Origin of the sequence: Bradyrhizobium sp. CCBAU 11361 (genome assembly GCF_028128935.1) — a bacterium.
GTDB classification, from domain to species: Bacteria; Pseudomonadota; Alphaproteobacteria; order Rhizobiales; family Xanthobacteraceae; genus Bradyrhizobium; species Bradyrhizobium niftali.
In genome coordinates this window covers 38,165-56,898 of record NZ_LBJZ01000190.1, presented here as the reverse complement: position 1 = coordinate 56,898, position 18,734 = coordinate 38,165, and the positions used below count along the sequence as shown (strand labels likewise).

The 18,734-nt window shown below is 62.7% G+C and carries 18 protein-coding genes; 9 read left to right on the top strand and 9 right to left on the bottom strand.

Annotation, left to right across the window (positions count from 1 at the left end; all coding sequences use genetic code 11):
• Positions 1 to 8: 8 nt before the first annotated feature.
• The 3 genes from XI08_RS30240 to XI08_RS30230 form a co-directional block, all read right to left on the bottom strand.
• A complete protein-coding gene (locus XI08_RS30240; protein ID WP_271577186.1) occupies positions 9 to 2,762 on the bottom strand; it encodes a decarboxylase in 2,754 nt (917 codons plus the stop codon).
• Positions 2,763 to 2,958: 196 nt separating this feature from the next.
• A complete protein-coding gene (locus XI08_RS30235) occupies positions 2,959 to 4,650 on the bottom strand; it encodes a SulP family inorganic anion transporter (RefSeq protein WP_271577185.1) in 1,692 nt (563 codons plus the stop codon).
• Positions 4,647 to 5,330 carry a YoaK family protein gene (locus XI08_RS30230; protein WP_271577184.1) on the bottom strand — a complete coding sequence of 228 codons (684 nt, stop codon included), beginning with the start codon at positions 5,328 to 5,330 and terminating at the stop codon, positions 4,647 to 4,649. Before XI08_RS30230 ends, XI08_RS30235 begins: the two co-directional genes overlap by 4 nt.
• A gap of 143 nt (positions 5,331 to 5,473) precedes the next feature.
• Between XI08_RS30230 and XI08_RS30225 the strand changes: the two genes are divergently transcribed.
• From XI08_RS30225 to XI08_RS30215, 3 genes are read left to right on the top strand one after another with little or no spacing between them, the layout of a single operon-like run.
• The gene (locus XI08_RS30225; protein WP_271577183.1) at positions 5,474 to 7,162 is read left to right on the top strand and encodes an aspartate:alanine exchanger family transporter; all 1,689 of its coding nucleotides are present in this window, start codon (positions 5,474 to 5,476) and stop codon (positions 7,160 to 7,162) included.
• 11 nt (positions 7,163 to 7,173) lie between these two features.
• Positions 7,174 to 8,067, top strand: a complete 894-nt coding sequence (locus XI08_RS30220; protein WP_271577182.1) for an alpha/beta hydrolase family protein — start codon at positions 7,174 to 7,176, stop codon at positions 8,065 to 8,067.
• A gap of 30 nt (positions 8,068 to 8,097) precedes the next feature.
• Positions 8,098 to 8,676 (top strand): invasion associated locus B family protein, encoded by a 579-nt coding sequence (locus tag XI08_RS30215; protein ID WP_271577181.1) that lies wholly within the window; start codon positions 8,098 to 8,100, stop codon positions 8,674 to 8,676.
• Between the two features lie 21 nt (positions 8,677 to 8,697).
• Here XI08_RS30215 and XI08_RS30210 read toward each other — a convergent pair whose 3' ends face one another.
• Both XI08_RS30210 and XI08_RS30205 read right to left on the bottom strand, forming a co-directional pair.
• A complete protein-coding gene (locus tag XI08_RS30210) occupies positions 8,698 to 9,066 on the bottom strand; it encodes a response regulator transcription factor (RefSeq protein ID WP_271577180.1) in 369 nt (122 codons plus the stop codon).
• Positions 9,067 to 9,253: 187 nt separating this feature from the next.
• Positions 9,254 to 9,886 (bottom strand): response regulator transcription factor, encoded by a 633-nt coding sequence (locus tag XI08_RS30205; RefSeq protein WP_271577179.1) that lies wholly within the window; start codon positions 9,884 to 9,886, stop codon positions 9,254 to 9,256.
• A 327-nt stretch (positions 9,887 to 10,213) separates the two neighbouring features.
• Between XI08_RS30205 and XI08_RS30200 the strand changes: the two genes are divergently transcribed.
• Entirely contained in the window at positions 10,214 to 10,897 is a 684-nt protein-coding gene (locus XI08_RS30200; protein ID WP_271577178.1) for a helix-turn-helix domain-containing protein, read from the top strand.
• A gap of 27 nt (positions 10,898 to 10,924) precedes the next feature.
• Here the strand turns inward: XI08_RS30200 and XI08_RS30195 are convergent, their stop codons facing one another.
• The 4 genes from XI08_RS30195 to XI08_RS30180 are packed head-to-tail and all read right to left on the bottom strand — an operon-like array spanning position 10,925 to position 15,176.
• A complete protein-coding gene (locus XI08_RS30195) occupies positions 10,925 to 11,368 on the bottom strand; it encodes a potassium channel family protein (RefSeq protein WP_271577177.1) in 444 nt (147 codons plus the stop codon).
• A gap of 59 nt (positions 11,369 to 11,427) precedes the next feature.
• Complete coding sequence (locus XI08_RS30190; RefSeq protein ID WP_027548568.1) at positions 11,428 to 11,778, bottom strand: phasin; 351 nt, start codon at positions 11,776 to 11,778, stop codon at positions 11,428 to 11,430.
• A gap of 17 nt (positions 11,779 to 11,795) precedes the next feature.
• On the bottom strand, positions 11,796 to 12,659 hold the full coding sequence (locus XI08_RS30185; protein ID WP_271577176.1) for an alpha/beta fold hydrolase: 864 nt from the start codon (positions 12,657 to 12,659) through the stop codon (positions 11,796 to 11,798).
• A 9-nt stretch (positions 12,660 to 12,668) separates the two neighbouring features.
• Complete coding sequence (locus XI08_RS30180) at positions 12,669 to 15,176, bottom strand: alpha/beta hydrolase (RefSeq protein WP_271577175.1); 2,508 nt, start codon at positions 15,174 to 15,176, stop codon at positions 12,669 to 12,671.
• Positions 15,177 to 15,336: 160 nt separating this feature from the next.
• Between XI08_RS30180 and XI08_RS30175 the strand changes: the two genes are divergently transcribed.
• The 5 genes from XI08_RS30175 to XI08_RS30155 all read left to right on the top strand — a co-directional run bounded on the left by XI08_RS30175 (position 15,337) and on the right by XI08_RS30155 (position 18,712).
• The gene (locus XI08_RS30175; RefSeq protein ID WP_271577174.1) at positions 15,337 to 16,233 is read left to right on the top strand and encodes an alpha/beta fold hydrolase; all 897 of its coding nucleotides are present in this window, start codon (positions 15,337 to 15,339) and stop codon (positions 16,231 to 16,233) included.
• Complete coding sequence (locus XI08_RS30170; RefSeq protein ID WP_271577173.1) at positions 16,230 to 16,820, top strand: hypothetical protein; 591 nt, start codon at positions 16,230 to 16,232, stop codon at positions 16,818 to 16,820. Before XI08_RS30175 ends, XI08_RS30170 begins: the two co-directional genes overlap by 4 nt.
• A gap of 112 nt (positions 16,821 to 16,932) precedes the next feature.
• Entirely contained in the window at positions 16,933 to 17,586 is a 654-nt protein-coding gene (locus XI08_RS30165; protein ID WP_027548563.1) for a CoA transferase subunit A, read from the top strand.
• Between the two features lie 3 nt (positions 17,587 to 17,589).
• Entirely contained in the window at positions 17,590 to 18,240 is a 651-nt protein-coding gene (locus tag XI08_RS30160; RefSeq protein WP_271577172.1) for a 3-oxoacid CoA-transferase subunit B, read from the top strand.
• 13 nt (positions 18,241 to 18,253) lie between these two features.
• A complete protein-coding gene (locus tag XI08_RS30155; protein WP_271577171.1) occupies positions 18,254 to 18,712 on the top strand; it encodes a MaoC family dehydratase in 459 nt (152 codons plus the stop codon).
• Positions 18,713 to 18,734 lie beyond the last annotated feature (22 nt).

Sequence of the window (18,734 nt, the reverse complement as noted above, 5' to 3'; positions counted from 1 at the left end):
GTCCCCTGTTATGAGGCGGCCTTCAGCTTCGGCTGCGCGCCGGGCTTGGGCCGGCCGATCTTCGCCAAGGCCTCGGCCCGCACGAGCTTCAGGCCTTCCTTGGCGTCGTAGCCATGGATTTCCTTCACATCGAGCTTGCGCATGAAGTCGATGGTTTCCTGCGTGATGACCTGGCCCGGCACCATGATCGGGAAGCCCGGAGGATAAGGAATCACGAAACTGGCGGAGACCAGGTCGGGACCTGCCTTCAGGCGCCGGTCGATTTCGGGATCGGCGAGCCGGATGTACTCGCATCCGGCCGCGTCATAGGCCGCGTAGAAGCCGCTGCGGATGTCACCTTCGTTGGTCTTGGCGCCGGCATCGCCGCGGAAACTCTGGTGGAAATGCGAGAAGTTCGGCAAGTCGGGCACGTCGGTCATCAGGCTCTTCACCCGCGCCTCGAAGGTCTTCTTCGCATTGGCTCCGCCTTGGGTCAGGCCACGGTCGACCTCGCCGGCGATCTCCGCCAGCACTCTGACAAGATGTGCCACGTCGCTGCGCGTGTTGTTGATGTTGGACTGGAGCAGCACCGAGTTGCGCGAGGTCTTGTTGACTTGGATGTTGTAGTCGTTCGCGAGGAGGCCCTTGAACTGCGTGCCGTCGAAGCCGGCTGTGCCGCACACCAGCGTCATGCGGGTTGGATCGAGGCAAAATTCGTCGTCGTCCAGGCTCTTCAGGATACTCGCCCAGTTCGTGCCGGCCGCCAGATAATCGGTGAACCCGCTTTGCCGGTATTGCGCCGGCACCATGGCGTCGGCGCCGAGGATACGGAAATATTTCGAGATCAGCGGATTGGTGTTGACTGCCTGTCGGATTGCGAGCGCGATCTCGATCGCATTGGCCACGAGACCGTAACCCTCGAGTTCCATCTGGCGCCGCGAGACGTCCAGGCTCGCGATGAGCTGCTGGTTCGGACTGGTCGAGGCATGGGTAAAGACGGCTTCCTTGAACTGTTGCTCGACCGTGTGGAATTCGACGTCCTTGACCGACAGCATCGAGCCCTGCCGGATCGCCGACATCGACTTGTGGGTGGAATTGGTCTGGTACACGCGGAGTCGAATCTGGCGCGGATCGGGGATCAACCGGGTCTTGAGCAGCACCTGGTCCGAAGGATTCTTGCCGAGCTCGGCCTGCTGCTTCTCGTAGGCCGCAACCGATTTGGGGTCGCGCATCCAGGCTTCGATCTCGTTGGCGGCGCCCATCGCGGTGCGCCGTCGCAGGAACGGGGAGAAACGCGCGAAGCCGAACCAGGCCTCGTCCCACAGGAAGATCAGGTCGGGCTTGATGGCGAGGCATTCCTCCATTACCCGGCGGGTATTGTAGATGTGACCGTCGAAGGTGCAGTTGGTCAGATCAAGCAGCTTGACGCGGTCGAGCCGACCGTCGGCCTTGGCGCCCAACAAAGCCTGCTTGATGGTCTTCAGAGGCACGGCGCCGTACATCGAATATTCCGTCATCGGGAAGGCTTCGACATAGAGCGGCTGCGCGCCCGCCAGCACCATCCCGTAGTGATGCGATTTGTGGCAATTGCGATCGACGATGGCGATATCGCCCGGCGCGAGCAGCGCCTGCACCGCCATCTTGTTCGACGTCGAGGTGCCGTTGGTCACGAAGAACACGCGATCGGCGCCAAGCGCACGTGCGGCCTTGTCCTGCGCCTTCTTGATGTTGCCGGTCGGCTCCAGCAGGCTGTCCAGGCCGCCAGTGGTCGCGCTGCTTTCGGCCAGGAACAGGTTCAGGCCGTAGAACTCGCCCATGTCGCGGATCCAGTCCGACTTGAAGACGGACTTGCCGCGCGCGATCGGCAACGCGTGGAACGTTCCGATCGGACGTTGTGCATATTTCTTGAGATTGTCGAAGAACGGCGTGTCGTAGCGATCCTGCACCCCTTCAAGGATCGAGAGATGCAGCTCGAGCAGCTCCTCGACCGAATAGAAGATCCGGCGGATGACATCGGCCTCGGGATTTCCGGCCATCTCCTCGACGTCGCGATTGGACATCAGGTAGAGGTCGAGCTCGGGGCGGACCCGCTTGATGATATGGGCGAGCCGCAGCGCCGAGGCATCGGACTCGTTGTTCAATCCGGCCGACGCTGTCATCGAGCGGAGCACGGGCGCGTCATGGCGCGAGCGTAGCGCAAAGCCTTCGTTGATGACGACCGCTGCAAGATTGGGGTTCAGCATAGCGGCGCAAAAAGCGTCTTCGAGGCTGCCGACGATAACCGGCTCATAGACGAACTGATCGACCGGACGCCGCAGCTTGCGCCATTCGCCGGCGAGCGCAGGCCAATGGCTGGACGAGAGTCCGGTGACGATCAACGTCTCGAAATAGGGACGGCGCGCCGCATGCTGAGCGAACATCTGCGGCACCAGATCGGGCGCCTCGCCGTTGCCTTCGTCATTCGTATTCCAGTCACCCGCATGCTGACGGAAGGATCTCGTCGTCAGCGCCTGCGCCAACCGCGTCGCGAGCGCGAGCGAGGTTGCCGCATCGCCGGCCGCGGCCGCCTCCCGCAAGGCTGCCATCAGCTGCGGGCCAGGATAGCCGTGAAATTCCTCCGTCACGGAGAGATCGGCCAGCGCAGCATCATACTTCGCACGATCTCCGCCGCGGGACCATGCTTTGGCCGCCTCAACCAGATCGCGCCAATTGTCTGCCCGTCCGCCGGGCCCGGAGAAGAACTGATCGATGCGCTGCTGCGCAGGCTTGGCGTCCTTGGGCATGTCTTTCCCCATCCTTGGAGGCTCTTGAGGCGAAGGTGATGACGGATCGTGGGTATCGCGGGAGCGGGCTCCATTGATCCAAGTCAACGGTCCGTATGAAATCAGCCGGCCTGCGAGGGGCCTGCACGCTTCGCGATGCAACACGGACGCGCAACTGAACGAAAGTCGCACCGGAGATCGGCAAATGTCCCGGACACTACCTGGCCTGGTTGTCGCCGAGCACGCTGTCGAGCGACCGCAACCATTGCCCGCTGTCGGTCCTCTCGGCGAGCCCCTCGGCGCGCAGCAAATCGCGCAATTGCGCATGCGCGCCGACGATGCAGAACGCGACATGGCGTGAGGCAAGTTCGTCGTAGAGATTCCGCAGCATATGCGCGCCGGCCAGATCGATGTAAGGCGACGCCGAGAGGTCGCAGGCAACGAGCCTGACGTCCGACGACCTCTGGAGCGCATTCAGCACGGCCTCCAGGATCGTCTCGGCATTGATATAGAGCAGCGAGGCTTCGGGGCGGAACGCGATGATCCCGACCAGCGGCTCCACGTTCTCATGCCTGGCCCTGTCGGAATACCGGCCGCTGCCCGGGAGCTTGCCGAGGAACGCCACATTCGGCTGTGACGCGCGCGCCAGCAGCAGGAAGATGGAGGCGATCGACGCCAGCAGGACACCCTGCAGGATTCCGAGCAGCAGGACGGATACCAATGCAATGGCCGCCGCGTAGAAATCGATGCGGCTGACGCGCCACATCCGCACCAACGTGCGGATGTCGACGAGCCGGTAGACGGCGGCAAAAACGATGGCGGCCAGCACCGCCTTGGGCAGGTTGGTCAATAGCCCTGTGAAGAACAACAGGCACAGCGCCAGCGTCACCGAGCAAATGACCAGCGCCAACGGCGTGCGAGCGCCCGCGCTGTCGTTGACGGCGGATTGCGACAATCCGCCTGCCACGGGATAGCCGTGACCGAAGGCCGCGGCGAGATTGGCCGCACCGAGGCCCAGGAACTCCTGCCTGACGTCAAGGCTGTCACCATGCTTGGCGGCGAAGCTCCGAGCCGCCGAAACACCCTCTATGTAGGCGAGCAGCACGCATCCGGCGGCAAGCGGAAAGAGATCGTCGAACTCCAGCAGGCCGAACGTGGGCAAGCCAGGCACCGGCAGCCCCTGGGGGATCTTTCCCGTCACAAGCACGCCGAGGGCCGGCAGGCCGAGCGCGGTTGCCACCACGACCGCCAGCGCCACAACCGCGATCCCGACCGGCCTACCGGGGAGGAGCCGCTCGCCGGTCAGCAGAAGCAGGAGTGCCACCAGACCGACGACGAGGATCAGCGGATTCACGTCGCCGAGCTGCCCGGCAAGCTTGATGCCGCGTTCGAAGAAGTTGTGGCCGCCACCGGCAACACCGAACAGGCTTGGCAACTGGCTCATGATGATGGTGAGCCCGGCGCCAGCCTTGAAGCCGACGAGAATGCTGTCGCTGACCAGACGCACGAGGACGCTGAGCTTGCACAGCCAGGCGATGAGGCACAACACTGCGACCGCGCAGGCAGCAAGACTTGCAATTTGCCCGTAGCGCACCGGATCGCCGGCGGCGAGCGGCCCGACCGTGCCCGCGATCATCAGCGAGATTGCCGACGTCGGGCCGACCGCGAGCTGGCGCGACGAGCCCAGCAAGGCGTAACCGATGCCGCCGAGCATGTAGCCGTAGATCCCCACCTGCGGCGGCAGCCCGGCCAAAGCGGCGTAGGCCAGCGATACTGGAATTGCGTAAGCGGCAAGCGTGACGCCGGCAACCGCATCCGATGGCAGCCACGACCTGCGATAGGTCGCAAGCCAGCTCGCCGGCGGAAAGAACCGCAACCAGCTCCCCAGCGGCCCGGACGGAGCGTTCATGCGCGGGCCTCGCTGCGCTTCACCTCGCAGCGCAGCAACACGATCAGCAAGGTGATCACGGGTATGCCGAGCGCCAGGTTCGGGAAGGACTTCGTCGCGAAGGCCCCGACGGCCGCTCCCACGCCGAACATGACGCACAACGCTGCAAACATGCCCGAGCGGCGAAGCGGCCCCGGCTGACCCCCGCCGACGACCGCTGCAAACGCCCCCTCGATCGCTTGACGCATGTTGCCGGTGATCATCACCGAACTGTAGACCACGCCTTCGACCTTGGTGAAAACTGCGGCCTGCATCGCCGCGACGAAGGAAATGCCCAGCGTGCCCGCAAGATCGGGCAGCCGGTTGTGCAGAATTCCGATTGCGATCAGAAGCACGATCTCGACCAGCGTGCTGATGACGCTGGCCCGATCGCCCGTCGCGTGGCGCAGCCATGCCGCAACCAGGACACCAATCGCAAATGACAGGATCGGCGGCACGAAATGAAGCGCCGCGGCCCAATTGCCCACCGAACCATAGACCCAGAGCAGGACCAGATTGGCGGTCTGGGCGTTCGCCATGACGCCATGGATCATCCAGGTGTAGGCGTCGAGATAGCCGCCGGCGAAGGCGAGCAGCAACGCGACCTCAAGCGTCTCATCGCGCCGCAACGATGCGCTCGCAGCTAGATCCAGAGTGCTCATGGTGCGGATTTCGGATGTCGCAGACGCTGCATCATGCAAAAGACGCCGCAGCGATGACCGCTTGGGATTGATCTAAATCAAGCAGTTGCCCGGTTCCCGGGAGCGAATTCGACGTCAATCATTGCGCCCGGGGATTTGCGATCATGGACACTGTCAGGTGGATCATTTCCACCGCTCCGGAGATCTTCCTGCTGCTCGCGGTTGCCATCGGCACCTTGCTTGGGCGCCTCAAGATCCACGGCTTCGCGATCGGCACCACAGCCTGCATCCTGATCGCGTCCGTCCTGATCGGACAACTCGGCACCTTTACGTTCCCCGCGCTGCTGAGGATCGTGCTGTTCAGTCTTTTCGTATTCACGATCGGTTACAAGTCCGGACCAGAGTTCTTCGCCTCGTTGAGTGTTCGCACCCTGGCCCAGGTTGCCATGGCGCTCGTGCTCGGCGGGACCGGTCTCGTGATCGTGCTGGCCTTTGCGTTCGCCTTCAAGCTCGATCCCGGCACGGCATCCGGGCTTGCGGCTGGCGCGCTGACGCAGTCCTCCGTGATCGGCACGGCATCGGGCGCGCTGGCTCAGCTTGGATTGCCGAAGACCGTGCTGGAGCAACAGGAAGCGAATATCGCAGCGGGATATGCCGTCACCTACGTGCTCGGCTACATTCTGACATTGCTCTTCGTCCCCTTCGCGGCGCCGAAACTGATGGGGGTCAATCTCAAGGACGAGGCGAAAAAGCTGGAGACCGAGCTTTCAGGCGGCGCGCCGCCGAAGACCGAGAACCTATCTTATCGCAAGTTCCAGGCTCGCGCCTACCGCGTCGCGGCTGCGGCCGGCCGAACCGTCAAGGCGATCGAGGAGGATATCGGCAGCCGCACGGTGATCGAGCGAATCGTGCGCCAGGGCGCCGATATCGAGCCGCGCCTGGACACCGTGCTCGAGGCCGGCGACGACATCGTCATCGCCGGTCGAACTGCTGCCATTGTCGCCGCCAAGCCGATCATCGGCACCGAGATCGATGCCGACGAGATCCTGAAGGCGATCCCCGGCAATGTGCTTGATGTGCTGGTCGACAACCGCAACCTCCACGGCCGATCCATCCGGGATGTGGCCGATCGCATCGGCGGCGATGCACGCGGTGTGTTTTTGCGCGCCCTGACGCGGCATGGGCGCGAAGCACCGCTGAGCGCGGATACGCGCATCTATGTCGGCGACGTCATGACGCTGGTCGGCAGCACCCACAACATCGAGCGCGCGGCGAAACAGGTCGGGCAGATCGTGCGCTCCGGCGACCGTACTGACATTGCCTTCCTTGCGGCGGGCATTGCCGCCGGGCTGCTGGCCGGGCTCGTCAGCTTCAAGGTTGGCGGCATCGCGCTGACGCTCGGCGGCGGCGGCGGCGCACTGATCGCGGGCCTCCTCTGTGGCTGGCTGCGCTCGCGCCGGCCGACGATGGGCGCAATGCCGCCGGCCGCGCAGCAGACGCTGAGCGATCTCGGCCTCGGTGGATTCATCGCGGCGATCGGCCTCGCCAACGGTCACGCCGCCTGGGTCGCGATCCAGGCGCACGGCCTGTTGCTGGTCGGCATGGGCCTCGCGGTCACACTGGTGCCGCTGATCGTCGCGACGCTGTTTGCCTATCACGTCCTGCGCATGAACCCGGTCATCACCTGTGGAGCCCTCGCCGGCGCCATGACGGTCGATGCGGCCGTGACCGGGGCTTGCGAGATCGCCGAGAGCCAGACGCCGGTGCTCGGCGTCGCCGTGCCTTACGCCGTCGGCAATGTGGTTCTGACCGTGCTCGGGCCGATCATCGTGGCCTGCACCTTCGTAGGTTGAGGGAGGAAGGAATGCGGCCCCGGGCATGGATCCAGCGGCTACTGGTGGTCGTGCAGCTGCTTGCGTCTTGCTTGATTGCACCGTCACTGGCCGACGATCAGACCTCCGCGCGCCGCATCCAGGAGGAAGTCTGGGCGTTGCCGCTGGCGTTGCCGATGTTCGCCTATGTGGTCCGGCCCCTTGGCGATGGCCCGTTCCCGCTCGCAATCATGAACCACGGCGTGTCGCTCGACCCGACACAGCGCAGCTTCTTTCCACTCGTCGAGTTCCGCGACGCGGCGAAATGGTTCGCAAGGCGCGGCTACTTCGTGGTCGCGCCTGTCGGCACCGGTTACGGCGCCTCCGCCATCGATATTCCCGAGCGTGGGCTCTATGGACCGTTCTTTTCCAAGGTCGGCAAGTGCTCCAATCCCAATTTCCGTGACGCCGGCCTCGCGGTGGCACAGGTCGACCTCTGGATCATCGATTTCCTGGCCGCCGAAAAACGCATCACGCCGAAGGATGTCGTCGTTGTCGGTCAGTCTGCGGGCGCCTGGGCATCCATCGCGCTTTCCAGTCTGAACCCGCCGCAGGTCGGAGCGATCATCGTCTTCGCCGGCGGCCGCGGTGGGCGTGTCGGCGGCAAGCCGAACAACAATTGCGCCCCGGACAAACTGGTCGAGGCGACGATGGATTTCGGTCGCACCTCGCGGGTGCCGATGCTGTGGATCTATATCGAAAATGACACGTTCTTCGGCCCCGCGCTGTCGAAGCGGATGCATGAGGCCTTCACCTCGGCCGGGGGCAAGGCGGAATACCATCTGGTACCGCCGTTTGGCGATGAAGGGCATTTCTTCATCGGCTCGCCGGATGCCGTTCCGATCTGGTCCCCGCTCGTGAGCAGATTTCTCGACGAACTCAAATAGACGACGCAATCGATTTCTGGAGGCGACACAATGGCACGCCCACATCGCCAATCCATCCGGGTAACGAGCAATCACGCGACCGCACTTTTCGCGCTTCTGCTGCTCGTCGCCACCGCCACCAGGCCGGCCCCCGCCGAGATTTCACCGCGGGGGCAGCGCATGGCGAGCGACATCAAATATGGCGACTGGCGAAAACTGTGCTTCAAGCCGGGCGGCGCCAAGGCCGTGTGCCGGACGTCGATCACCGGCACGTTCGACACGGGGCAGACGGCAGTTCGGCTGGACTTGATCGAACGTGAGGGCGACCACACGGCACGGCTGCAGATGTTCGTTCCGGTCGGCATGTTTGTCCAGGTGCCCGTCAAACTCAGGGTCGACCAAGGCAACACCTATGCCGTGCCGTACACATGGTGCCTGAACAACGCCTGCATTGCGGCCGATGTGGCAAAACCCGGCCTGATAAGGGAGATGGAAGCGGGCAAGACGCTCGCGCTGGAGGTTGTCGACCCCAATCTGCTGTCGGTTACCGCCTCAGTGCCGCTTGCTCAGTTCGCCCTTGCTCACAAGGGGCCGCCGGCCCAAACGTTCGACCAGCAAATCGACGAATAGCCCGCAACCAATTTGTCCAACCTAGCGACCACGGGCTCTTTCCACACTCTCAATGAGCGAGGCCGCGGCAAAGGGCTTGGTCAAATAGGCGATGCATCCCGATGCGATCGCTGCCGCGCGGCTTTCATGATTGTCGTTGCCGGTGACAAAGACAACCGGCACCTGGACCTTCTGCTCCGCAAGCCGGCGTCGCAGATCAATTCCAGATTCACCGTCCAGATCGATATCCAGGATGATGCACAATGCCTGCTGAAAGTTGCCATGATTTAGCAGCGCATCGGCGGATTCGAACAGCTTTGCCTCGAAACCATGCTCCTGCAGCAGCCGCTTCATGCTCCTGCGCATGGACGGGTCATCATCCACAACGAAGATGGACTTGCGGTGCGACAAGTGGCCCAACTCCATACACGGAAAGCTCGGCAGAACACGATGGACTTGCGTGAACGCGTCGGGCGCTTCGAGGTTTCTTCGTCTGCCGGTGCGTCAAACACTTCGGCTTGTTGAAATACCCCTCTCGGGAGGATTTCCATTGACCTTTGGTGCAAGTCACAGAGGGGAACCTGGAATTAATCATCGCCTAGCCGTGTGAGCCGCTCTCTGGATCCAGCATACCAAGCAGCTGCGCTGTAGAAACCAGTTCCGCGAGCGAGCTCACCTGCATCTTCTCCATCACCTGGTGTCGGTGTGCTTTGACCGTGCGTTCGGTCGTTCCCAATTCATACGCGATCTGCTTGTTGATCTTCCCGCGTACGATCAGGTCAAACACCTGCCGTTCGCGCGGCGTCAGCGACGCGACAAGAGCGCGACGCGAATCGAGCCGACTACGCTGCCCACGCGCGATCTGCTGTTGTGACAAGGCGCGCTCGATCGCCTCAATCAGCTGCGCCGACGAAACCGGCTTGGTCAAGAAATCCTCGGCACCGGCCTTGATGGTCCGCACCGTCGTCGCGGTATCGGCATGCCCGGTCAGAAACACGATCGGCACGGTCGATCCAAGCTCAAAAAGACGCGTCTGTAGATCCGGTCCGCTCAGGCCCGGCATCTGCACGTCGAGGAGGATGCAGCTCGGCAGCTCTCCGCGGGGCAGACGATCGAGCAGGTCCTGCGAGGAGGCATAGGTCGCGACGTCGTAGCCCGCAAGTTTAAGCCGACGCTCGATCGCCGTTCGGAACGAGGCATCGTCGTCGACTACGTGAACAAGGCCAGGCAATGGGCCCTCTCTGTCTCTTGCAACTGCTTTAACGGCTTACCTAGCACAGGGATGGGCCAGAGCGATCTAGCGATCCCGTTAATGCAGAAGTTTTCGCAAGTCAGAGTTTGTGACGCGAAGCTCGATCGGACGCAGGAGCCGCTCTTCTCGTTCCGCGCACCATCCTACCGACCTGTCCCTTGGTACAATGAACCATGTGACAATGGTGAAGAATACGGCGTTAGTCGTAAATCGACCCCGAGCGGGATTGCGACGTCGGCGGCACATTTCCCGTGGCGAAATATCAGTCTAGCAGACCAATTCAGCGATCAGTTGAGGAGTTGGCCTATGTTTGTCCGCATCACGACAGAGGTGTCTCCCCGCCCCAATTCGCTCAAAGACCTCGGCATGGCGAGCGAGTCAAATCCAATCGTCAGTTTAAACGAATTTACATATAAAAAGGGCACGGAGATCTACGGCGAGAAGGAACCCGCGGATTACGTCTATCAGGTCAGGTCTGGTGCAGTGCGAAGCTATAAACTCCTGTCGGACGGTCGCCGCCAGATTGGCGCTTTCCACCTCGCCGGAGACATTTTCGGACTTGAAAACGGCAAGGAGCATCGGTTCACCGCCGAGGCGATCGTGGATACCACCGTCCGGCTGATCAAGTGGCAAAGCCTGGAGCTGGTGGCGGAGAGCGACGCGATGGTCGCGCGCAACCTGCTCAGCATGACGACGACCAACTTGCAGCACGCCGAGGATCACATGCTCCTGCTCGGCCGGAAGACGTCGCTGGAGCGCGTCGCCGCTTTCCTGCTCGAAATGGACAAGCGGCTCTCCGGGGTCGATGTCATGGCACTTCCGATGTCCCGGCGCGATATCGCCGATTACCTCGGCTTGACGCTGGAGACCGTCTCGCGGGCGATATCGCACCTTCATGATCTCGGTGTCCTCGGCTTCATCGGCAATACCCAGCGCCAGATCGTGCTGCTGGACCGGCAGCAGCTCGCCAGTCTCGACCTGCAAAACTGAGCGCGACTGCCATTCGTCAACGTGAGATCACCTGGCGTCCGGCAGTTTGGTCACTCCGAGATCGTCGAGCGTCTTGCGCAAAACCTCGAACAGGACCGCGGTCGACCAGCCGAACATCAAGATGCCGTTCATCGCGGTCATCGGACCCGTCAGCCGCCATGCCTGTATGGGCGTGATGTCGCCGTAACCCAGCGTGGTGTAGTTGACGAAGGCGAAATAGATCAGGTCGCTGCCGGCAGGCGCGGCACCGACCATGGCATAGGCCAGCGCCCAGACCAGAACCTCCATCGTGTGCGCCACCATCAGCGCCGACGCTGTTGCGACCATGACGGCCATCAGATGCAACCGCGGCCACGCGGCATGTCCCAGCCCGGCGGTGCGGGCGATGCCGATGGCTCCCACTGTCACCAGGGCGTGGATCATGATGTTGATGACGCTGACGATCGCGCCGACAAGGAATTGACCCGCCATTGTGCTCGCATGGGCATGGCGCAAGGCTGTTCATCGCCTCACGCCGGGTTTCAGGCCATTCAGTTTTTGGGCGTGAACGCGCCCGTCGCCGCCTTCATCGCCGACTCGCCCATGCTCCTGGCCTGATCGGTCAAGGCCTGCATCTGCCCCTGAAAGAATTCAGATTGAAGCTGGAGCGCATCCTGAACGTCCTTGGCCTGAACGAGTTTGTCGCCAAAGTCGAACGTCGCGCTGGCGTTGCGCTGCATGAAACTGCAAAACTGCTTGGCCTGGTCCGCGATCGGTAGCGGCGAGGAACTGAGCCCCCTCTCCAGCAGCTCAAAATACTCCGCATTGGCCTTTCGCAACCGCGCAAGCGCTTCGGTGAGCATTCCGCGGATGTTCTCGGCGGATGGATTGATCTCTGCCATGACAATACTCCCTGTGATTATGCCGCGAGCCCCCCGAACCAGGCGCCGAAATAGCCGGCGTAGAGGGCCGGCACTTCCAGGTTCATCGAATGTCCGATGTTTGGGACGACCACGAGCCGGCAATCCGGCATCGCCTCGGCCATGGCGCGCAGGTCGGTAGGCGGGATCCAACCATCCCGTTCGCCCCACAGCACCAGATGCGGATGCCGGATCTCCGACATGCGGCGCTCCAATTCCCTGCTCTCCCGCTCCCGGGTGAGATTGACCGGCGTTCCGATCCAGATACCTTCGGAGACGCCAAAGGTCTGCTCGATGATCCGGTCGAACAGCGCCTGGATTTCGCCGAGCCCTTCACGGAACCGCGGGATCGCGTTCGCGGCCATGCTGTCCGGCTCGAACAGCGAGGACGCGGCGGTCGCCATCACGGTCCGCGTCAACTCCTTGCTCGCCATCATCGCCCGGAAGAGACCGATCTGGTCGGCATTGAAGGACATGCCAAGCGGCGTCACCGGATCGAGCGCGAACACCCGCCCGAACCGTTGCGGCTGCATCAAGAGCATACGGGCGGCGATGATGCCACCGGTCGAGTGGGTTGCCAGATGGCAAAATCCGATGTCCAGCGCATCGAGCGCCGTCAGCATGTCGTGCGCATGCTGCTGCATCGAATAGTTGGAATAGTCGGCGGCGGGCTTTGGCCGGTCGCTTTCGCCGCAGCCGCGCCAGTCGATCCCGATCACCCGCAGCCCGCTCGGAAACATTGGTGCGGCGAGCTCGATCCAGTCCTTGCTGGCGAGATTGCCGTGGATGAAGACGACGGTGACGTCGCCTCGTCCCCACTGCCGCCAGCCCAGCTCGATCTCACCTGCCCGCACCCTCGGCATGAACTCACCCTATTTGTTGAGGCCAGCTGTCGGCGCCGCACCTGGCGGCGTCGGGGCGACCGGGATCGCCGATGCCACGGCGCCCTTGATCATGCGATCGGTGCCGAGAGGCGATGAGGTGTCGACCGTTCCCTTGGTGACGAAGTCCACGACGTCAGCGGAGTATTCCACCGGATTGTCCGTATGGATGAAGTGTCCGGTCTCCGGATAGATCTTGAGCATGGGCCGGTTGCCGGCGTTGGTCATACGCGTCATGAACGGCGTGATGACGTCGCGTCCGAGATCCGTCAGCCCGTTGAATGCGGGCGTCGGGATAAACGGCTCCTTGTCGCCGAACGCAAGGAAGATCGGCTGCTTGATCTCGGTGAGCCGCTCGTAAAGGTTCTTTGGATCGTCCTGCTGCAACTCCGCTCCGATTGTGTAGATATCGTAGATAAAGACGTTGCACCACTGCTCCAGCTCCTTCGGATTGCCCTTGGTGAGCCCGACGCGCTGCTCGGTGTGGAAGCGGGCGTACTCGCTGTCGCTGAAGAAATAGCCGCTCTTGGCCGCCGACACCGCACCGGTCTCCGGGTCACGCTTCTTGAAGTAGAAGAAATCGCGGATGTTCTGCTCATCACGCGACTTCTCGGCGGCCAGGATTCCGGTCTGGTCCCAGGTCAGCTTCCACTTGTCGAAATCGTGGCCGAAGGCTTCATCGAACAGACGCACCTTCTTGTCCTTGGCGATCGTGATATCGCGCGGATACTCCTCGAGACCGGACGGCGCTTCAAGCGCGAGGGCCTGCACCGCATCCGGCCAGGTCAGGGCATAGCCCGTCACAAACTGGCCGCCGAGCGAGTGGCCGAGATAGACCGCCTTCTTGACGTCGAGCTGGTTCACCACGAGGTCATAGATGGCCTCGCGCATGTCCTGCATGGTCCGCGCCGGGGTCTTGTTGAGATTGCCGGGCCCGGACATACCGTAGTGCGGCAGATCAGGCACGATCACGCGCAAGCCGCTGCGCAAGGCATATTGCATGATATTGCCATAGTGACCGCCGAACGCGCCCTTGCCATGGATGATGACAAGCACCTTCGGATTCCTGTCCGTGCCGGCATATTCGTCCATATAGCCGATCTGCCAGGACATGCCGCTCTTGTCCTTCGTGGTCGCGTATTTGACCGGATAGGGATACGTCACGGCGTCCTTCCAGAAGGATTTGTTCGGATCGATTTTTTCTGCAACGCCAGGCACGCGATAGTTCTTGTCGACGAATTTTTGCGCACGATCGAGCGCCGCGACGTCGTCCATGAAGGCGACGAACTTCGGATCGTTCTTGCGCTGGTTGATGATCGGGAACACCCCGTAGTGCGCGACCGGACTCTCCTGGGCGATCAGGTCCGCGCCGGGCACGCGATCGACCGCCTTCTGGGCCAGCTTGAAGTTCAGCCAGAGATCGTTGGTGATGTGCATCACCAGCGTGCGCGCCTGGATGCGGCCGAGGTAGGGATTGATGTTGTGGGTCTCGCCGACCCGGTTGCGCCAGACGAGGTCGACGGCGTCATAGAGCTTGGCGCGATTGGTGACGTTCAAACCGGCCTTCTCGTTCGGGGAATCCCAGTAGAAGATCTCAGGCTGCACTGCGGCCCAGTTCTGGGTCGTGCGATAGGAAAAGTCGTAGCCCGTCATGCCCAGAATCGACCAGCCGAAGGCAACGCCCGGCACCGGATGCTTCTCCTTGGGCTGCTTGTAGTAGTCGCCCTTGGTCGCCTGCCAGACGGGATCGGACTCGATCGCGGCCGTCATCATCTGGAACGTCCAGTTGCCGACGGGGTCATCGCCGTCCGACTGCGTGGTGCCGCCGATCGGCATCAAGGCGCTCACATATTCCGGATGCATCACGCCCCAGACATAGGTCTGCGTTCCGCCCATGGAGACGCCGGCGACAAGTGCCACACGCGCAACCTTCAGCCCGTCGCGCAGCAGGCGGTAGTTGGCCTGGACCATGTCGTAGTAGCTGTACTGCGGAAACTTGATGCCGAGGCCGTCCGACGGCTTGCTGGCACCCCAAGTGCCCAGCGGATCGACCATGATGACGTAGTACTTGTCGGTATCGATTGGCCGGCTCGGACCGATGATCGGCACGCTGCCGGACAGCGGAGCACCGACGACCCACTGCTCGTACATGTCGGTGGAATCACCAGAATAGTAGGAATTGATCACGACGGCGTTGGTGATCTCGCCGGCGGCGTTGCGCCGCGCATTGCCGATCGCGATATAGGCGGTACGCAGCTTGCCGGCACCGAGCGATTCCAGGGTGACCCCGCCCTCCCCGCCATTCTCCCATTTGGAGGGATTGTCGAGGTCGTACTTGCCGCCGAGACGGAAGTTGGCGATCTCGTACGTCTTTTTCAACTCGTCATGCTTCACTTGCGAGGAGCGGCGAGTGAAGGGTTGTGCAACTGCGAGAGCCGTGCCGACCAGCAATACGATCAGGCTGACGAAGCAACGCTTCAAGATCTCGGTCCCGATCATGACGAACTCCTCCCTGGGCAATTCTAGAAAACGCTAGAAAGGAGGACACCGGGAGCATTGATCTAACTCAATGGAATCCGATCGCCGAGGTTGAGGATCGCAGGCATCAGAACGCCGGTAGTTTTGCGCGATGCCTTTCCTCAGCCACGGCTCATATCGGATGCGCTATGAGCTCGACGGGCCCGCTGGTGCGCCGGTCTATGTGCTGGTCAACGGGCTCACGCAATATGCCGAGCTTTGGAATGCCTATCGTGAGGCCTTGGTGGCGCGCCGCTTCCGCGTCGCGACATTCGATCTGCTCGGCCAGGGCGCCTCCGACAAGCCGGCCCTTTTCATCAGCCAGGACGACCAGGTAACCGCGCTCCACCTGTTGATCGCCGAGCTGGGCGACGGTCCCATTTTCCTCAGCGGCATCAGCTTTGGCGGGCTGATCGCACTGCGCTATGCCATCGAACATGGCGATCGCATCTCCGGCCTCGTGCCAATGAGCTGCTTCGCCGAGCTGACGCCGCAGCTCCTTCTGCTCGGCAATGCGCTCCGGACCGGGCTGATCCTCGGCGGCACCGGCTATCTTCAGGATCTCCTGCTGCCGATGAACCTGTCCGATCACTGGCTGAAGCCGCTGCTCGACAAGCTCGACAGCGTCAAGCGGCAGGGCTGGCTGGTCAACGACCTGTACGCGCTTCAGAACCTGATGGAATCGTTCCTCGATTTCCAGCCCCTCACCCCGCGCCTGTCCGCGATCTCCGTCCCGACGATGATCCTCAACGGCGAGTTCGACTTCCTGACTCCGCGTCATCTGCACGAAACCCTGCGCGTCGAAATCCCCAACAGCTCGCTCGTGATCGTTCCGAACGCCTATCATGCCTTCACGCTCGAGAAGGGCCCGCTCACCGCCGACCTGCTGGCGCGCTTTGCGGACGACGTGCTGGCCGGACGCTGGCAAGGCAACAAAGCCGTCTGGATCGCGCCGGAGGAAGCCGGCGGCGAGCTCACGCCATTTCCCGCCGGCTATGATCATTTGCGGGCCATCCCCGTTCGGGCAGCGCCGCCATGAGCAGATTTCTCGGACCGCTCGATTCCGAAGGCCGCGTGCCGCCGCACCAGCAGACACGCGTAGCTGCGTTCCTGATCTCGGCGCACGGCGCCTTGGCGCGGCAATTCGCAATGGCCTTGCCCCTGCGTATCGAGGCTGCCTGGCAGACCGAGTTGAACGCGCAATTCTATCGGGAGTCCGAGATCGTCTCGCTCTTGCAGCGCACGGCCTCCTGGGTGCCCGACATGGCCTTGGGCTACATGGCGGCCTCCTGGGAAACGGCCTGGTTTCCCAAGCCGATCGAGGGGATAACCAATCTACCCTTGGCCCTGCCGATCGATCTTGCGACGCTGGCCCACGCCGTTCACGCCGGAATCCGCCCGGCGGCCCTGCTGCCGCTAGGCGCGAATGCCAACGATCCCTTCGTGTTCGCATTGCGCCGTATTGAATTCGAGAGCGGCCGGCTCTTGCAGGCGCAAATTCTCTTCCTGAAAGGCGAGAGCCTCGTGCCGTTTCGCGACACCGTCAACGCGGCGCTTGAGCAGCGCCACGCGGAAGTCCGAAGACTATGGGCGGAAGCCCTTGAGAGCGCCGGCGTCACCACGTGACGTGGGATTGATGACAAGCCTTGACGCAGATCAAAGGAGTGCGCCGACCGCTCGCCAACATCGTCTCATCGTCGCCTTTCTTTGATCGCCTCTGCTGACTGGAGTTCCCATCATGAGGGCCGTTTCCGTCGAAGAAGCCGTTGCGATGATCCCGTCCGGTGCGAGCATCATGGTCGGCGGTTTCATGGGCGTCGGAACGCCGGAGCGCCTGCTCGACGAAGTCGTACGACAAAACAAGACCGGTCTCTCGGTCATCAGCAACGACGCGGCGACGCCCGGAAAAGGTGTCGGCAAGTTGTTCGATGCCGCCCTCGTCTCGCGCCTCACTGCGACCCATATCGGCCTCAATCCGAAGGCCCAGCAGCAAATGCTGGCCAACCTGATCGCCGTCGATCTCATACCGCAGGGCACCTTCGCCGAGCGCATTCGCGCCGGCGGGTGCGGTCTCGGCGGCGTGCTCACACCGACAGGTGTGGGCACCCTGGTCGCCGAAGGCAAGCGCCAGATCGAGATCGACGGCAGGCCATTCCTGCTCGAGACCGCGCTGCGGGCGGAGTTCGCCCTGGTCCACGCCTTTCTCGCCGACTATCTCGGCAACCTCTCCTATGCGCTCACCGCACGCAACTTCAATCCGGTCATGGCGATGGCGGCCGACACCGTGATCGTGACAGCGGAGCACATCGTGCCCGTCGGCGTCATCGCGCCAGACCACGTGCTGACACCGGCGCCGCTCGTCGACTATCTCATTACGAACCCGAACGGGTGATACATGGACGCACAGGAGATCATCGCCCGGCGTGTCGCGCAGGAACTTCATTCCGGCGACCTCGTGAATCTTGGGATCGGCATCCCGACGCTGGTCGCCAATTACGTTTCGTCTGACCTCAAGGTATTCTTTCAGTCGGAAAACGGTTTGATCGGCACCGGACCGATCCCCGAGCAGGGGTTGAGCCATCCGCTGCTGACGGACGCGGGTGGACGCCCGATCAGCGCGCTGCCTGGTGCCAGCACGTTCGACAGTGCGATGTCGTTCGGGTTGATCCGCGGCGGCCATGTCGACGTCACCGTCCTTGGCGGCCTGCAAGTCGATGCGCAGGGCCATCTCGCCAACTGGATGATCCCCGGCAAGATGGTGCCGGGCATGGGCGGGGCCATGGATCTCGTCAGCGGGGCCAGGCGGGTCATCGTCGCCATGCAGCACGCGGCGAAGGGAAAATCCAAGATCGTCGCCAAATGCTCTCTGCCCCTGACATCGGCGCGACCGGTGCATCTGGTCGTGACCGACATGGCGGTGATCGCATTTCCCGACGGCAGGGCCACCCTGCTGGAGACCGCGCCCGGCATCAGTGTCGGCGAGGTCATGGCGGTGACGGACGCCGAACTCGTCGTTCCCGACAACGTCCCGGAAATGAAGATCTGAGCAGGTGACCGACATGCGGACATTCAGCGACTTCGGCGAAATCAAATCCGCCGTGGGCACCGAGATCGGCGTCAGCGACTGGGTCGAGGTGACGCAGGATCGTATCAACCAGTTTGCCGAGGCGACCTGCGACCAGCAGTGGATCCATGTCGATCAGGAGCGCGCCAGGAAGGAATCGCCCGGCGGCACCACCATCGCCCACGGCCTGTTGTCGCTTGCACTTGCACCGCTCTTCATTCGATCGGTGATGGGTCTTAAGGGCTTGCGCAACACCCTGAACTACGGCGCGGACAGGATACGATACCTGGCGCCCGTGCCGGCGGGCTCGAAGCTGCGCGGCCGTGTCACCGTCGCCGAGGCGGAGGACGTGCCGCCCGACGGCTTGCGCGTGAACTACCATCTCGTGATCGAGATCGAAGGTGGCAAGAAGCCGGCCTGCGTCGCCGAGTTGATCGCGCTCCACTATCGCTGAGCGGCGCGGAAGACGCGCGCCG

Coding starts and splice junctions, on each gene's coding strand:
- XI08_RS30165 (WP_027548563.1), top strand. CDS start 16,933: ATGAGGGCCGTTTCCGTCGAAGAAGCCGTTGCGATGATCCCGTCCGGT.
- XI08_RS30195 (WP_271577177.1), bottom strand. CDS start 11,368: ATGGCGGGTCAATTCCTTGTCGGCGCGATCGTCAGCGTCATCAACATC.
- XI08_RS30240 (WP_271577186.1), bottom strand. CDS start 2,762: ATGCCCAAGGACGCCAAGCCTGCGCAGCAGCGCATCGATCAGTTCTTC.
- XI08_RS30215 (WP_271577181.1), top strand. CDS start 8,098: ATGGCACGCCCACATCGCCAATCCATCCGGGTAACGAGCAATCACGCG.
- XI08_RS30175 (WP_271577174.1), top strand. CDS start 15,337: ATGCGCTATGAGCTCGACGGGCCCGCTGGTGCGCCGGTCTATGTGCTG.
- XI08_RS30185 (WP_271577176.1), bottom strand. CDS start 12,659: ATGCCGAGGGTGCGGGCAGGTGAGATCGAGCTGGGCTGGCGGCAGTGG.
- XI08_RS30160 (WP_271577172.1), top strand. CDS start 17,590: ATGGACGCACAGGAGATCATCGCCCGGCGTGTCGCGCAGGAACTTCAT.
- XI08_RS30220 (WP_271577182.1), top strand. CDS start 7,174: ATGCGGCCCCGGGCATGGATCCAGCGGCTACTGGTGGTCGTGCAGCTG.
- XI08_RS30200 (WP_271577178.1), top strand. CDS start 10,214: ATGTTTGTCCGCATCACGACAGAGGTGTCTCCCCGCCCCAATTCGCTC.
- XI08_RS30190 (WP_027548568.1), bottom strand. CDS start 11,778: ATGGCAGAGATCAATCCATCCGCCGAGAACATCCGCGGAATGCTCACC.
- XI08_RS30170 (WP_271577173.1), top strand. CDS start 16,230: ATGAGCAGATTTCTCGGACCGCTCGATTCCGAAGGCCGCGTGCCGCCG.
- XI08_RS30180 (WP_271577175.1), bottom strand. CDS start 15,176: ATGATCGGGACCGAGATCTTGAAGCGTTGCTTCGTCAGCCTGATCGTA.
- XI08_RS30230 (WP_271577184.1), bottom strand. CDS start 5,330: ATGAGCACTCTGGATCTAGCTGCGAGCGCATCGTTGCGGCGCGATGAG.
- XI08_RS30235 (WP_271577185.1), bottom strand. CDS start 4,650: ATGAACGCTCCGTCCGGGCCGCTGGGGAGCTGGTTGCGGTTCTTTCCG.
- XI08_RS30225 (WP_271577183.1), top strand. CDS start 5,474: ATGGACACTGTCAGGTGGATCATTTCCACCGCTCCGGAGATCTTCCTG.
- XI08_RS30155 (WP_271577171.1), top strand. CDS start 18,254: ATGCGGACATTCAGCGACTTCGGCGAAATCAAATCCGCCGTGGGCACC.